General features: G+C 41.1%; 15 protein-coding genes. 8 read left to right on the plus strand and 7 right to left on the minus strand.

The genetic code is table 11. The features are described 5' to 3' along the window. Nucleotides 1-156 precede the first annotated feature (156 nt). Complete coding sequence (locus GGR21_RS08160; RefSeq protein WP_246348030.1) at nucleotides 157-1035, plus strand: LuxR C-terminal-related transcriptional regulator; 879 nt, start codon at nucleotides 157-159, stop codon at nucleotides 1033-1035. Then, nucleotides 1035-1529 (plus strand): hypothetical protein, encoded by a 495-nt coding sequence (locus GGR21_RS08170; protein ID WP_183306718.1) that lies wholly within the window; start codon nucleotides 1035-1037, stop codon nucleotides 1527-1529. The genes GGR21_RS08160 and GGR21_RS08170 overlap by 1 nt, the downstream gene beginning before the upstream one ends. A 51-nt stretch (nucleotides 1530-1580) precedes the next feature. Here GGR21_RS08170 and ahpF read toward each other — a convergent pair whose 3' ends face one another. The 5 genes from ahpF to GGR21_RS08195 all read right to left on the minus strand — a co-directional run bounded on the left by ahpF (nucleotide 1581) and on the right by GGR21_RS08195 (nucleotide 6431). Continuing rightward, the gene (gene ahpF, locus GGR21_RS08175; protein WP_183306719.1) at nucleotides 1581-3137 is read right to left on the minus strand and encodes an alkyl hydroperoxide reductase subunit F; all 1557 of its coding nucleotides are present in this window, start codon (nucleotides 3135-3137) and stop codon (nucleotides 1581-1583) included. Nucleotides 3138-3213: 76 nt separating this feature from the next. Further along, nucleotides 3214-3780, minus strand: coding sequence for an alkyl hydroperoxide reductase subunit C (ahpC, locus tag GGR21_RS08180; RefSeq protein WP_183306720.1), 567 nt, complete (start codon nucleotides 3778-3780; stop codon nucleotides 3214-3216). Nucleotides 3781-3982: 202 nt separating this feature from the next. Then, the gene (locus GGR21_RS08185) at nucleotides 3983-4810 is read right to left on the minus strand and encodes a metallophosphoesterase (protein WP_246348031.1); all 828 of its coding nucleotides are present in this window, start codon (nucleotides 4808-4810) and stop codon (nucleotides 3983-3985) included. Beyond that, nucleotides 4800-5447 carry an inorganic pyrophosphatase gene (locus GGR21_RS08190; RefSeq protein WP_246348032.1) on the minus strand — a complete coding sequence of 216 codons (648 nt, stop codon included), beginning with the start codon at nucleotides 5445-5447 and terminating at the stop codon, nucleotides 4800-4802. Before GGR21_RS08190 ends, GGR21_RS08185 begins: the two co-directional genes overlap by 11 nt. A 414-nt stretch (nucleotides 5448-5861) precedes the next feature. Continuing rightward, on the minus strand, nucleotides 5862-6431 hold the full coding sequence (locus GGR21_RS08195; RefSeq protein WP_183306721.1) for a bacteriophage terminase small subunit: 570 nt from the start codon (nucleotides 6429-6431) through the stop codon (nucleotides 5862-5864). Between the two features lie 219 nt (nucleotides 6432-6650). Here GGR21_RS08195 and GGR21_RS08200 point away from each other — a divergent pair, with 219 nt between their 5' ends. From GGR21_RS08200 to GGR21_RS08225, 6 genes are all read left to right on the plus strand, one after another. Further along, the gene (locus GGR21_RS08200; protein WP_183306722.1) at nucleotides 6651-7112 is read left to right on the plus strand and encodes a deoxycytidylate deaminase; all 462 of its coding nucleotides are present in this window, start codon (nucleotides 6651-6653) and stop codon (nucleotides 7110-7112) included. Then, nucleotides 7102-8940: a S41 family peptidase gene (locus GGR21_RS08205; protein WP_183306723.1), complete on the plus strand. Its 1839-nt coding sequence runs from the start codon at nucleotides 7102-7104 to the stop codon at nucleotides 8938-8940. Before GGR21_RS08200 ends, GGR21_RS08205 begins: the two co-directional genes overlap by 11 nt. A 3-nt stretch (nucleotides 8941-8943) precedes the next feature. Further along, nucleotides 8944-9501 (plus strand): 5-formyltetrahydrofolate cyclo-ligase, encoded by a 558-nt coding sequence (locus GGR21_RS08210; RefSeq protein WP_183306724.1) that lies wholly within the window; start codon nucleotides 8944-8946, stop codon nucleotides 9499-9501. Nucleotides 9502-9573: 72 nt separating this feature from the next. Continuing rightward, complete coding sequence (locus tag GGR21_RS08215) at nucleotides 9574-10716, plus strand: hypothetical protein (RefSeq protein WP_183306725.1); 1143 nt, start codon at nucleotides 9574-9576, stop codon at nucleotides 10714-10716. Nucleotides 10717-10891: 175 nt separating this feature from the next. Continuing rightward, entirely contained in the window at nucleotides 10892-11677 is a 786-nt protein-coding gene (locus GGR21_RS08220; protein WP_183306726.1) for a cysteine hydrolase family protein, read from the plus strand. A 24-nt stretch (nucleotides 11678-11701) separates the two neighbouring features. Next, complete coding sequence (locus GGR21_RS08225; protein ID WP_183306727.1) at nucleotides 11702-13102, plus strand: sulfatase family protein; 1401 nt, start codon at nucleotides 11702-11704, stop codon at nucleotides 13100-13102. Nucleotides 13103-13104: 2 nt separating this feature from the next. Here the strand turns inward: GGR21_RS08225 and GGR21_RS08230 are convergent, their stop codons facing one another. Next, nucleotides 13105-13743: an EcsC family protein gene (locus GGR21_RS08230; RefSeq protein WP_183306728.1), complete on the minus strand. Its 639-nt coding sequence runs from the start codon at nucleotides 13741-13743 to the stop codon at nucleotides 13105-13107. Between the two features lie 140 nt (nucleotides 13744-13883). Beyond that, on the minus strand, nucleotides 13884-14384 hold the full coding sequence (locus GGR21_RS08235) for a peroxiredoxin family protein (protein WP_183306729.1): 501 nt from the start codon (nucleotides 14382-14384) through the stop codon (nucleotides 13884-13886). Nucleotides 14385-14386 lie beyond the last annotated feature (2 nt).

A 14386-nucleotide genomic window follows, 5' to 3' on the forward strand; every position in this document is an offset into this window, starting at 1 on the left:
TAAATTGTTTTTAACTCTATATTGTCAAAATCTATAACTGTGATTTGAATTATAGATTAAACTTATGATTTCGTGTGGCAGATAATTTGATTTTAAGAATACTATTCCAAATTAATATGTAATTTTGTTGTCGAAATTTTTTGAAGTCTGAGATCAATGCTTTTTTTAGAAACATCATCTATATTATCGGAAGTCGTTGAAGAAAATCACCAATTGATTCCTGTTATCAACCGCTTTGGGGTTAAACTTGGCCTGGGAGACAGGACTATAGGTGATATATGCCATACGGCTAATATCAATCCTGAATTCTTTCTGGCGATACTGAATACATTTCTCAATGAAGAATATTTCCCGGAAAAGAAACTTCAGAAATTCGACATAGAGATGGTTATCGGATATATCAAGCAAACCGACGCTTATCTGATACATGGGCAGTTGCACAATCTGGAGAAACACCTGAATGCTTTCCTGTCGATGAGTGACCAGAATAATGCACAATTGAAACTGATATGCAGGCTTTTTAATGAATTCAAACACGAACTGGTTGCCCAGATCGAGCAGGGTATGGTAAAGGGAGATACTCCGCTGGCGCTGCTCACCGATCTGAAGAGTATTATAATCAAGCATATTTCGGGGAACTTCAATGAAAACATGTGCTATGCTGTTATTTTTACGATAGATAGCTTTCAAAAAGATCTGGAAAAACACAACCGCATCAGGGAGAAGATATTGAAACCGATGATGGATGAACTGTCCGAATCGGGTATTGAAGACCTGCAAGGGCTGATAGCTGCCAATCATAACCAGAAATCGCACAGGGCACAGGCTCTCTCTCAGCGCGAGATGGATGTGTTGAGACTGGTGGCGCTCGGGTTTCTGAACAAGGAAATTGCCGACAAGCTGAACATCAGTCTGAATACCGTGCTTTCGCACCGCAAGAATATTACGGCCAAACTGGGTATAAAAACCGTATCGGGGCTTATATTTTATTGCATAACACACGGCTATATTTCGGCCGACGAAATAGAACTATAATGGAAAAAACTAACAGGTACGTCTCGTTCGAATTACTACTCGCATTGTTGTTTATTATTGCTTTTTTCCTGCCATGGCTCGACATGGGGCTGGTGAAGGTAGTAGGCTGGGATATTCCCGACATACAGAAAAAAATGACCAAAGTGACCAATTTTTTCAAATTCTTCTCTAAAAATAAAGAATCTGTTTATACTACTTATATAATATACCTGATACCCTTATTCAGCTTTATCGTGATGAGCCTGTGGCTTCTGGCAAAACCAAGGATAGCCCGCATCCTGTTGATGGTTACCGGTTTTTTTGCACTTATCGTATCGTTTAATCTGTTCTATAAATTGCCTAAGATCGGTTCGGGTGTTTACCTGCTATGCGGCGCATCCGTGGTAACGATTGTATATCTCATTATTATATTCAGGCGCAATAAGAAACGGAAAGCACAACTCATCGATACTCCTCCCGAGGTGGTGGAAGAGGATCTGGAAGAACAATTATAAACAAAAGCAACCCCATAAGGATTGCTTATTATTTAATTTTTTAGAGTTAACTTACGAAAGTACTCCACGGATACGGTCTTCAAAAGCTGATAAGGCAGCTTTCGCACCTTCTCCCATAGCAATTATTATTTGCTTGTAAGGTACATTCGTTACATCTCCGGCCGCATATACTCCCGGTATATTGGTACGGCAATGAGCATCTACCTCTATTTCACCGAAACGGTTTACAGCCACTACATCCTTAAATACCCCGCTATTGGCAGCCAGTCCGATCTGAACAAATATGCCATCAAGGTCATACTTCTTCGCTTCCTCTGTTTTGCGGTCTATAATATGAATGCCTGTAACCTTTTCCCCATTACCAGCGACTTCTGTAGTCTTCGCGCTAAGGATAATTTCTACATTTGGCAGGCTTTTGGCTTTTTCCTGTAACACCTTGTCGGCTTTCAGCTCGTCCATAAATTCAAACACAGTCACTTTCGAGCAGATCCCGGCCAAATCTATAGCAGCTTCTATTCCTGAATTTCCTCCGCCGACTACGGCCACATGTTTGCCTTTATAAAAAGGCCCGTCGCAATGTGGACAAAACGCCACCCCTTTACCGATATAATCTGTTTCGCCCGAAACATTCAGTTTACGCCAACTCGCTCCAGTAGCTATAATCAAAGCCGGAGCAATAAAGACTTCACCTCCTGTTACATATACTGTTTTCTGCAAACCTTCGGTCTCCACCCGTTCTACCTTGCGGTGTTCCAGTACATCAATCGGATAATCCTGTACATGAAGTTTTATGTTATTGGACAGTACTTCGCCTGTAGTTTTGGGTACGGAAATCAGGTTTTCAATCCCTACGGTTTCTTTTACCTGCCCGCCGATACGTTCAGCAAGCAAAGCCACACTCAATCCTTTACGTGCAGAGTATATAGCAGCGGCAGCTCCGGCAGGCCCGCCGCCAACGACTATCACATCATAATTCCTGATCTTTTCGGTATCTGATTCCTGCTCCTGAATACCATATTGATTTTCCAGTTTCGCAAGTAATTCGCCCAAATCGCCTCTGCCCACATGCAATAACTGACCATCGGCAAAAACAGCAGGTACACCTTGCAGTTTCAAAGCATCCACTTCTTCCTGGTTGATAGCCCCGTCTACCATCTCGTGTGAAATACCGGGATTAAGTATTGCCATTACATTCAAGGCTTGCACAATATCGGGACAATTTGTACAGGTCAGTGATACATAGGTTGTGAGGTGAATCGGAGTTTTCAGGGCATTTATCCTGCTTACTATAAATTCATCGGGGATATTTTTCCCTTTGCCGTCACTATTGAGAATGGCCAGAAGCAAAGATGTGAATTCGTGCCCGTTCGGCACTCCCCGGAATTTTACACCTGTGTTTTCCCCGTTTTTCAGAATAGAGAATTCCAGGGCATTACCAGTATTTATTTTAGTTGATATCTTATCCGAACATGAAGCTACATCATCCAGCAAACCAGTCAGTTCGTTGTAAGATTCATGCTGACCAGATACCGATATATCGAATATATAATCATTTTGGAGATCTGCGAAAAGTGTACGCAACTGATCTTTCAAAGAAGAGTCCAGCATAGTTGTTTTATCCTTAGTTTTTAAGTAAAAAATAAGACCAACAGTAAATTGTTGGCCTTACCCGAATTATAATGAATCAGATCTTACCAACAAGATCAATACTTGGTTTCAAAGTTTCTTCGCCTTTCTTCCATTTTGCAGGACAAACCTCACCATCGTGAGTAGCAACAAATTGAGCTGCTTCTACTTTGCGAAGCAATTCATCAGCATTACGTCCGATGCCGTTATCGTGAATTTCTGCTATTTTGATCTGCCCTTCCGGATTTACAAGGAAAGTACCTCTGTAAGCCATACCTTCTTCTTCGATCATCACACCGAACGAACGGCTCAGTACGCCTGTAGGGTCGGCCAGCATAGGATATTTAATTTTACGGATACTATCTGATGCATCGTGCCATGCTTTATGCACAAAGTGCGAATCGGTGCTCACAGAATATACTTCTACACCCATCGCCTGAAGCTGGTCATATTTTTCAGCTACATCGACAAGTTCGGTAGGACAAACAAATGTAAAGTCGGCAGGGTAGAAAAAGAAGATAGCCCACTTTCCTTTTACATCCTCACTGGATACGGTTTTGAAAGCGCCATTGTGATAAGCTTGTACTTTGAACTCAGGTAATTTCGAATTGATAATTGGTTCCATAGAAAAAACGTTTTGATTAAATAAATAATATTTATAACTATGGTGCAAATATATATAGTTTTTATTTATCAGCAATGTAAAATTGATAGATTATAACTATATTCAGTTAGAGAAAAATAATCTGAAAAGCGAAGTTCTTTAATATCAACGGGATATGTTAACAGCCAGATAAATTAGCATTATTTATTCAATATAATTTCCACTATCTCGGGCGAAGCAAAAAAACGGAACGGAACCCCCCCATCCCTATACCGGAAGTCACATAAAGTTTCACACCGTCTTTTTCCTTCGATCCATAGCGGTATTTCTGTCCCGTCTGAGGAAATTCGGGATGACCTGTACTTGGCATGACCGGAGCCCAAAGGCCAAAAAATGTAATCTGTCCACCGTGAGTATGTCCGGATAACATCAGATCAACCTTATCGGTTTCCAGTTCTTCTATATAATCAGGATTATGTGAAAGAAGGATACAAAAATCCGATGATTTTACATCGTCTATTGTATTATTTAATAACTGATCGTCTTCCCAGTAATCTCCTACTCCGCCAATCTTAATGCTGTCGTTGCCTTCCTTTATCCAGTACGACCGGTTATCACAGACATTAAACCCGCAATCGGTCAGTCCCTGTTGTATAAATCCGGCGTTTTCCCAATGGTCATGATTACCCAGTACAGTAAAAACGCCATGTTTGCTTTTCAGTTTGCTTATTTCCCTGAAAAACGGATTATAATAAGTTGTGTCTTTGCGCGTATGGTCTCCTCCTATAATAACTATATCGGCATTTCGTTCGTTAATCCGTTCTACAAGCCGGGCAACATCTTTTTCGGTAAATGTCTTGCAACAATGAATATCCGAAATAAATACAATTTTCTTTCCTACAAAGGATTCCGGTATATCGGGATCGGAGAAGACCATCTCCCTCAATACAATATTTCGGGCTTCGTAGTATCCGTAAACAAGGCAAATACAAGGAAGCAGTATCGCCGATAGTATAAAAATTACAAAATATTTCTTTTTCTTACCTGACATTCCTGAATGTGTTGTCGTAATCTTCTATCGAACGGCGGATAATCTCATGAGCTGTTTTTACATCATAAATATCGGTAAGTATGCATCGTGGCGATTTATCTCCGGGCAGGTCTTTATATGTGGTAAAATAATGTTTCAGCCTGTCAATTACCTGAATAGGAATATCTGTTATATCTTTAAAAGCGCCATAAATGGCATCACCCTCTAATACAGCGATCAGTTTATCATCAGCCTTATTATGGTCTAAAAGCCGGAAACCTCCTATCGGTCTCGCTTTTACTATTATATCACCATGTGTAATGTCTTTTTCCGTCAACACACAGATATCCACAGGGTCATTATCTCCTTCCACATCGGTACGGTTAAGAGCAATATTTGTAATTTCTGCTACCCGGCCGGCACTGTAAGTCTGCGGAATAAAGCCATAAAGAGCAGGTATTATATTCGAATATTTCTGCGGACGGTCAATGCTCAGATAACCGGTTGCCTTGTCCACTTCGTATTTCACGGTATCGGTAGGCACAATCTCTATAAAACAGGTTACAACTTCCGGTGCTTTATCACCATACGGTATTCCATGCCAGGGATGAGCCTTGAAAGGATGCTCTTTAATCATGTTCACACATTCACTTTTCATGTTCCAATTTCTTAGAGTCTGTTTAAATTTTATAGCAAATCTTTTTTATAGCAATTTTCAGATGGATTTTTTATATTTTACCCGCTGGTTTAGCGGGCTAGACCGGGAGAAAAATATAAAAAAGACGCTAAAAAGAGCATAAAAAAGTTGCAAAGAATTCGAAGAATCGACGGAGTCAATTATTTGTATGAGCCTATAATAAAATTTTCGCTAAAATTTAAACAGGCTCTTAGTTTCGGGGCACAAATTTACGCATTAAATCTTTATTACAGAACATCCCCGATAAATTATTGATTATGCCGGTTCTTCAATTCAGTCAGCTGTAATCAGCTAACAACCTTGTAACCCGTAACTGTTTTTCAAAACCTGACAAACCTGACAGATTCAGTAAATAGTAATCAGTTAACAACGACTTCATTCTTCATTTATTCTCATTCTTTCATCATTCTCAATTCTCTCCCTCTCCTCTTCGGTCGCCATCCTGATGACCTGGCTATCCTCCCCGTTCAGGTGCTTATCCAGTTTAATAAACAAGTCGGCCTCATGCTGGTTATTTACATAAATAATTTGCTGCCGTAGTTTCGGCTTTTCTGCCGCTTCTTTCTCCTTGCGTTTTTCTTCCTGTTCCAGCACATACTTGATTGCCGCTAAGTTCGGCGGATATTGTTTCTTCTTTACCACCCGTGATTTTTCTATCTGTACATGCGGATTGCTTTTGGCGGGTTCATATACCACTTTTTCTTCTTCCAGTGTATAACCTTCCAGTTTCTTGCGAAGCGAAGCACGGGCGATGGACACCAGCATCTCGTCCCGCTGGCGCATGGCTTCATCCACCGCTTTCTTAAACTCGGGTTTGGTGTCGAGCCACTGGTAGTAGGTTTCGCGGGAGATACGCGCCACCATGCATAGTTCTTTTACTGTGTAAATGTCGGATTCGATCAATGAGATGATTTCCGATACTAGTTCTTCTGTGTACTTAGCCATAGTTTTTGTTTTTAGAGGCCCCTCCAACCTCCCCACAGGGGAGGCTATTCCCCCTACGGGGGTTAGGTGGCCGTTTTCCAGTATAGATAATTCAGCACAGATTTGATAACAACCCAATAAAATATTACTTTCATATCATCGTCCTACAAAAAAGGGGCTAAAGAATAGATTTCGTTAACTTTTCACTATCTTTGCGTTGCGAAAAAAGGAACTAAAATAATGGAGAAAGATAAACAACACCTGCTTGACGAACGTTATATGCGTATGGCTTCTATTTGGGCCGAAAACTCATATTGCCAACGCCGTAAAGTGGGTGCACTGATTGTCAAGGATAAGATGATTATTTCGGACGGGTATAACGGGACACCATCCGGTTTCGAAAATATTTGCGAGGACGAGAATGGCGAGACTAAACCCTATGTACTGCATGCCGAAGCCAATGCGATAACAAAAGTAGCCCGTTCACACAACAGTAGTATGGGTGCCACTATGTATGTGACTACCTCTCCATGTATAGAATGTGCAAAACTGATTATTCAGGCAGGTATCAAACGTGTGGTTTATAGCCAAAAGTACAGACGTACAGATGGCGCCGCATTGCTCGAACGTGCCGGAATAGAAGTCATATATATAGATATAGAAACAATAACAGACGAATCGGACAGAATAAATGGAAAATGAAAGAGACTATTACAACCGGACAGACGGGCCAATCGAAAACCCATCATACAAGGCTGTAAACCAATCGATAAATAAAAAACCAGAGAAGAAAGGAAGCAAAGCCATATATGTGTGGCTACCGCTCTGCATTGCATTAAGCATTGGCGCAGGTATACTTATAGGTAATATGTTCTCGGTATTTACTCCTGTGCGCGGCTTTCTTGGCGGCAGTGGAGGAAATAAGAAGCTGGAAACAATATTCGAATATATCAACAAAGCCTATGTGGATACAGTGAATGTAAACGCATTGGTGGAAAGTGCCATCCCTACTATCATTTCAGGGCTTGATCCGCATTCATCGTATATCTCTGCCGAAAATATGGCTTTGACGGGAAATGAGCTTGACGGCCATTTCAGTGGCGTGGGTGTTGAATTCATGTTGCAGGAAGACACCGTGGCCATTGTGAATGTGATACCAGGCGGGCCATCCGAAGCAGTGGGTATCATACCGGGCGACAGGATCGTATATGTTAATGACAGCCTGTTCGCAGGAAACGGATTGACAGAAGATAAAGTATTCCGTAAACTACGCGGACCTAAAAATTCGAAAGTGAAGCTGGGAATAAAGAGAGGCACAAGCAAAGACACCATCTCGTTTGAAGTTACCCGTGCCGATGTACCAGTAAAGACTGTGCCTGTGGCATACATGATGGATGACAAGATCGGCTATATCAAAATAACCAGGTTCGGAGCCGAAACTCACAATGAATTTATCACAGCCATCGCCAGACTGAAAAGTCAGGGATGCGAATCTTTTATCCTCGACCTGCAACAAAACACAGGAGGCTATATGGGAGCCGCCATCATGATGAGTAATGAGTTCCTTAAAAACGGCGATCTGATCGTTTATACCGAGGGGCGTGCCTATCCTCGCGAAAATGTATTCGCAGACGGCTCGGGAACATGCAAAGAGAACCAACTTGTAGTCCTCATCGATGAAGGTAGCGCTTCAGCCAGCGAGATATTTGCAGGGGCTATGCAGGATAACGACCGTGGACTGATCGTAGGACGCCGCTCCTTCGGCAAAGGACTGGTACAAAGCCCGTTCAAGTTTAAAGACGGGTCAGAAATGCGACTTACTATCGCCCGCTACCATACTCCGTCGGGAAGATGCATACAGAAAGCATACACACAAGGTGACCGCTCCGATTACGATATGGATTTGATAAACCGCTATAAACGGGGGGAATTCGGCAACCGGGACAGCATCAAACTTGATAACCTGCCATTATTTCACACCACCGCAGGACGTCCGGTATATGGTGACGATGGAATATTGTCTGATGTTTTTGTAGCACAGGACACCGCCGGAGTTAATTCTTATTACCTACGTGTTGCCAACAGTGGTATGATGCGTGAATATGCATTTAATTACACAGAAAACAACAGGGAACGCCTGAAAGATTTCGGTTCGTGGGAAGAAGCCGCCAAGTATCTGTCGGGACAACCGCTGGTAGATAACCTGGTAGAATATGCATACCGCAAGGGGATTCGCCGCCAGCCATATCTGATAGAAGAAGCACGTAAGTTGCTGCAAACTCAGCTGACTGCCTTTGTTATCCGCAATATATATGGAGACGATGGTTTCTATCCAATCTTCCAGAAAGACGATATGATAATAAAAGAAGCTATAAGGTTGATAAAAGCCAATAAAGCGACTCCGGAAGCTATCGGTAAAGAACAATATCTGGATAAAGGGAAATTGAAGAGTCTGAGTGAGAATTCGGCAGGCAACTTAAAATTCCCATTCTTCATTGACGACGAACAGTTCCGCAACCGAATTGTATAGCAGATGAATAAAGTACAACAGGAAAAGGATAAATTACGGAAAAAGATTTTGACCCTGAAGAAAGGATACACACAGGACGAATTATATTACAAATCGCTGGAAGTACTTTCCATTGTAGAAATTACAGGTATATTTCAGGAAGCTGAAAAAATCTTTATTTATAATAACCTCAAAGATGAAGTCCACACGTTGGACTTTATTCGTAAATGGGAACAGGAAAAAGAATTCTACCTGCCTGTTGTAGATGGAGATGACCTGCGTTTTCGCCGGTATAGTCCATCAACCGGATTTCAGCAATCATCATATGGTATAATGGAACCCATTGGTGAGGATTTCACTGATTATAATAAAGTCGACCTGGTGATCGTTCCCGGTATGGCTTTCGACCGCCGTATGAACCGTATGGGACGGGGACGGGGATTCTACGACCGCCTGTTGCCCAAACTGAAAGCTCCACGCATGGGCGTATGCTTCGATTTCCAGTTATTCGATCAGATTCCTATAGGGGAAAAGGATATTAAAATGGATTATATTGTGTCGGAAAACGATTTCATGTGGTAATCCTTATAAAAAATTATATATTTGCAGGTCTGAAAAACCTATGTAGCTACTTTTAGAGAAAATAAATAAACTATGTCAGTAACCATAAAAGCAATCGACAATAACGACAAAAAGCTGAAAAAAGCTTTTGTGAAATTTCCGATAAACGATCTTTACAAAGATTCTCCTTATTATGTTCCTTCGCTGGTTTTAGACGAACTGGACACATTGGATCTGAAAAAGAATCCTGCATTCGATTTCTGTGAGATGCAGCTTTTTCTGGCATACAGGGATAATAAGATTGTAGGACGTATAGCCGCTATTATCAACAATAATGCAAATAAGACATGGGACAAGAAGGAAGCCCGTTTTAGTTTTGTCGATTTTATCGATGATAACGAAGTGGTTGACGCATTATTTGCTGCTGCCCAAAAATGGGCTTTGGACAAAGGGATGGATGCCATTATCGGCCCAATGGGTTTTACCGATCTCGACCCTGAAGGCCTTTTAATCAAAGGTTTCGATAAGGTATCTACTATGGCGACAAAGTATAGTTATCCATACTATGAAAAGCAAATAGAACGCATAGGCTATGTAAAAGATGCCGACTGGAATGAATACCGTATTCCCGTACCCGATTCTGTACCTGAAAGGCATCAGCGCATCGCTAACATGGTGGCTAAAAGATATGGACTGAAAGTATTGAAATTTAAAAGCCTGAAACAAATAACTCCGTATATCGACAGGCTTTTCAACCTGATGAATGAAGCATACAAACCTCTTTATGGGTTTGCTCCGCTAACTCAAAAGCAGATAGACCATTATGTGAAAATGTATGTCCCCCTGTTGCGTTGGGACATTGTGTCTATCATCATAAAAGAAGAAACTGATGAGGTAGTCGGTTTTGGTATAGGAATGCCAAGTCTATCAAGAGGTTTGATCAAATCAAGAGGTAAATTATTCCCTTTTGGCTGGTATCATCTTATCAAAGACCTTAAAAGCAAAAAGAACCCTGTTATCGATTTGTTGCTGATAGGTGTTGATCCCGAATATCAGGGAAAAGGTGTAAATGCGATTGTTTTCAACGATTTCATCCCGTCGGCATACAAGTGTGGCTTTCAATGGGCCGAATCGAATCCCGAGCTTGAGATGAATAACAAGGTTGCGTCATTGTGGGACGGGTTTAGTGCCGAGAATCACAAAATGCGCAGGGCATATATAAAGCATCTGAAATAAAAGGGTAGTCAAAGGAATCACCACTCGTTTCGCTTATTAGTAGTTAAGTATATATGTTATTAACTACTTTATCTACTGATTGGTATAATAATATTGGGATGCACCTCGTATAAGCTCAAGCAAGTTTGGCTTACCTCTCAGCTTTTCTTATATTTGTTATACTAAATACAATTTTATGAAAAAGACTGCTATACTGGGTATCGACCTTCAGAATGATTTTACATCACCTTCGGGTTCATTGTTTGTTAAACATGCCGATTCGGATGTGATCCGTATAGCCGATTTCATCCTTACCAATCAGGGGAAAATAGATTATATTGCCCTTACTCTCGATTCACATCAACCGATACATATTGCCCATCAGATTTATTGGAAAGATAAAGATGAGCGTAATCCCCCTTTATTTTCTGTGTTAAGTGCCGATGATGTGGAAGCCGGCAAATGGATTCCGCAATATAATAAAGACAGGGCTTTAATCTATCTCGAGCGACTGGAAGCAAAAGGTGATGTATGCACCATCTGGCCGATGCATTGCATTCTGGGTACTACGGGATGGGCTATAGACCCGATACTTACTGATTGCCTGTCGAAGTGGGCTGTGAGAAACGACAGGTATTATGAACTTTTCTATAAAGGATTTTCACAGTCTACCGAACATTACAGTATATTCAGGGCTGCAGTGGAGTGGGAGGATGAGCCTGAAACGTATCTGAACACAAAATTGCTGAATAAACTGAACGGATACGACGAAGTATACCTGATTGGCGAAGCAGCCGACTATTGTGTCGCCAATTCGTTGAATGATATCTTGGATGAGTGTGGCGAACTTGCGAAAAAGATTGTCGTGCTTACTGACTGTATGTCGTGGATCGATCCTGATAATGAGAGGGCGAAGGCTATATTTGAAAGAGCAAGGCAAAGAGGCGTGAAATTTAAGGAATCGACCGGATTGAGATTGTAAGATTACCAGTTAAATATAAATACTATGAAGAATAAGCTCGTATTGTTAGCTATATCAGGCTATTCACTTTCAGTCTACGCTCAGCAGCAAGTTAATTTTGTACTGATAAATCTTGATGATTGCGGATATGGCGACTTTTCATATAAGGGGGCAATGGGTTATACCACTCCTAATATTGATAAAATGGCCGCTGAGGGGATGCAATTTTCCCATTTTCTGGCGGCGCAGCCTGTTAGTGGGGCTTCTCGTGCAGCTTTACTTACAGGATGCTATCCCAACCGTATTGGATTTAGCGGGGCGCCGGGGCCGAGCGCTAAAACCGGAATAAATGCCGATGAAGAAACAATAGCGGAAGTACTGAAGAAGAAAAACTATGCAACGGCTGCTTATGGTAAATGGCATTTAGGACATTTAGAGCCGTTCCTCCCTTTGCAAAATGGATTCGACGAGTATTACGGTATTCCGTATTCAAACGATATGTGGCCAAATCATCCGCAGCAGAAATTCCCGGATCTGCCCACTATTGAAGGGAATAAAGTGATAGGCTATAACACAGACCAATCGCAGTTCACAACCGATTTTACCAATAGGGCTGTTAACTTTATCACGAAGAATAAGAATAATCCGTTCTTTGTTTACCTGGCACATCCGATGCCACATGTTCCTTTAGCTGTTTCCGGGAAATTCAAAGGAAAGAGCGAGCAGGGTATGTATGGCGATGTGCTGATGGAGATAGACTGGAGTGTGGGGCAAATACTGAAAACTCTGAAAGAACTCAATCTGGAAGAAAACACACTGATTATACTGACTTCCGATAATGGCCCATGGATTAATTATGGTAATCATGCCGGATCAACAGGAGGATTGCGGGAAGGTAAAGGCACTACATTCGATGGAGGCAACCGCGTGCCATGTATTATCTACTGGAAAGGCAAGGTTGAAGCAGGGACAGTCTGTAATACAATGGCTATCAATATGGATATATTACCCACATTCGCCGATATAAGCGGAGCGGATTTACCAAAAAATAAGATCGATGGGGTAAGCATTCTGCCGTTACTAAAAGGAGAAAAGTTTAAGCCTCATGAATTCTTTTATTACTATTATCGAAAAAATGATCTGGAAGCTGTGACAGACGGCACATTCAAACTGATACTTCCTCATAAACACAGGACTTATACCTTATATCCTTCCGGAAATGACGGGCAACCGGGTAAAGTGGAGGAATTCTTTGAATTGAAGGATTATGAATTATATGATTTGCGCCGTGATCCGGGCGAACGCTATAATGTGATCGGGCAATATCCTGTAATAGCCGATATGCTGATGAAAGCGGCAAATGTAGCCCGAGAAGATTTAGGTGATAATATTACAAAAACAGAAGGGGCAAATTGCAGGCCGATAGGCACAATTAAAGCAGACTAGAATTAATCCAATTTATAAATGGGATCTTTACCGGATTGTTTTTCGATAAAGATTTTTTTTGCCACTTTACCTACGATTCTGGTTGTAATGGCATCGTAACTGCCCCCTACAACTCCACCAAGTACGGGTACTGCCTTACTGATTGAGGTTGCTGTTTTCTCTCCGGCTTTCGATGTCAGTTTGATACTGATCTGTTCTATTGCTTTGGTTAGCGCTCTTTCTCCGGCTTTTATACTGATGTCTTTCAACAATTCTTTTGCTCCGTTTCCGGCCATTGATATGTAAACAAGCGATTTCACACGATCGTCGTTTATGTCATGTCCACCCATATAGGCTATAGCCGTGATCATACGGATCTGGACATAAATAACACTTGCTATGTTTGCAGGAACGGTTAATGGCATAACTGCTATTCCTCCTAGTCCGGTAACGAATCCGCTGGTAGCAGCTTTAGCCACCTGCCATTTGATCAGTGAATCTACTTGTTGTTCCAATGTCCCATGTTGATTCAGGTAACTATTGCCCAGATCGTAAGCAGAGTCTACCCCGCTAAAGCCTACAACAGCTTTTGAGTATGCCCAGTCGAGAGTCTTTGCTATTAATCCTTTGCTTATTTGTGTATTTTGTTTTTTGCCTGCCATCTTTAGTTTGTTGTTATTGTAAGTTTACAGAATAAAGAGAACAACAATTATACCAGTTTGCTCCACAAACTGCTAAAAAAGAATAAAGCGTCTCATTTACTGGAAATGAAGCGCTTTAATAATAAGTGAAAATTCTTTTTCTAGTTCAATATCTGATCCAAATCGCTTGCTGTAAGGTTCATCGCAATAATTACCCCGTTTTCATCTATCAGGTAATTTTTAAATCCTTTTTCTAAGCGAAACTGATTGAATAGGTCTGAAGATGTTTCGTTCTTAACTAAGAATTGATACGAAGGATCAATTTTGTCCATTTTCAGAGTTCTTTCAAAGACCGATTCAACTTTGTCAAAAGATACTGATATCATTTGCACCGGATAATTTTTCGATTCGATCACATGGGAAAGAAGAACATTGTCCTTGTGCGAATAAGCGTCATAAGCCGCCCAAAAATTCACCAATATTTTTTGACCTTTCAGATCAGATAAATTAATTTTTGTTCCTGATTCGTTTTCTAAATTTTTAATATCAGGAAACAGGTTTCCCGGATAAATACCTTCCGAAAGACTAGAAGTGCCTGATGTGTTGGATGATAAACTGATAATAGCTATCCCCGCTATCAGGAAATACTTCAAATACTTCATAA

The sequence above is a fragment of the Dysgonomonas hofstadii genome (assembly GCF_014196915.1).
Taxonomy (GTDB): Bacteria; Bacteroidota; Bacteroidia; order Bacteroidales; family Dysgonomonadaceae; genus Dysgonomonas; species Dysgonomonas hofstadii.

Excerpts from the sequence above, each read along its gene's own strand:
- GGR21_RS08160 (WP_246348030.1), top strand. The coding sequence starts at position 157 with ATGCTTTTTTTAGAAACATCATCTATATTATCGGAAGTCGTTGAAGAA.
- GGR21_RS08170 (WP_183306718.1), top strand. The coding sequence starts at position 1,035 with ATGGAAAAAACTAACAGGTACGTCTCGTTCGAATTACTACTCGCATTG.
- GGR21_RS08225 (WP_183306727.1), top strand. The coding sequence starts at position 11,702 with ATGAAGAATAAGCTCGTATTGTTAGCTATATCAGGCTATTCACTTTCA.
- ahpC (WP_183306720.1), bottom strand. The coding sequence starts at position 3,780 with ATGGAACCAATTATCAATTCGAAATTACCTGAGTTCAAAGTACAAGCT.
- GGR21_RS08230 (WP_183306728.1), bottom strand. The coding sequence starts at position 13,743 with ATGGCAGGCAAAAAACAAAATACACAAATAAGCAAAGGATTAATAGCA.
- GGR21_RS08215 (WP_183306725.1), top strand. The coding sequence starts at position 9,574 with ATGTCAGTAACCATAAAAGCAATCGACAATAACGACAAAAAGCTGAAA.
- GGR21_RS08200 (WP_183306722.1), top strand. The coding sequence starts at position 6,651 with ATGGAGAAAGATAAACAACACCTGCTTGACGAACGTTATATGCGTATG.
- GGR21_RS08210 (WP_183306724.1), top strand. The coding sequence starts at position 8,944 with ATGAATAAAGTACAACAGGAAAAGGATAAATTACGGAAAAAGATTTTG.
- GGR21_RS08205 (WP_183306723.1), top strand. The coding sequence starts at position 7,102 with ATGGAAAATGAAAGAGACTATTACAACCGGACAGACGGGCCAATCGAA.
- GGR21_RS08220 (WP_183306726.1), top strand. The coding sequence starts at position 10,892 with ATGAAAAAGACTGCTATACTGGGTATCGACCTTCAGAATGATTTTACA.
- GGR21_RS08190 (WP_246348032.1), bottom strand. The coding sequence starts at position 5,447 with ATGAAAAGTGAATGTGTGAACATGATTAAAGAGCATCCTTTCAAGGCT.
- GGR21_RS08235 (WP_183306729.1), bottom strand. The coding sequence starts at position 14,384 with ATGAAGTATTTGAAGTATTTCCTGATAGCGGGGATAGCTATTATCAGT.
- ahpF (WP_183306719.1), bottom strand. The coding sequence starts at position 3,137 with ATGCTGGACTCTTCTTTGAAAGATCAGTTGCGTACACTTTTCGCAGAT.
- GGR21_RS08185 (WP_246348031.1), bottom strand. The coding sequence starts at position 4,810 with ATGTCAGGTAAGAAAAAGAAATATTTTGTAATTTTTATACTATCGGCG.
- GGR21_RS08195 (WP_183306721.1), bottom strand. The coding sequence starts at position 6,431 with ATGGCTAAGTACACAGAAGAACTAGTATCGGAAATCATCTCATTGATC.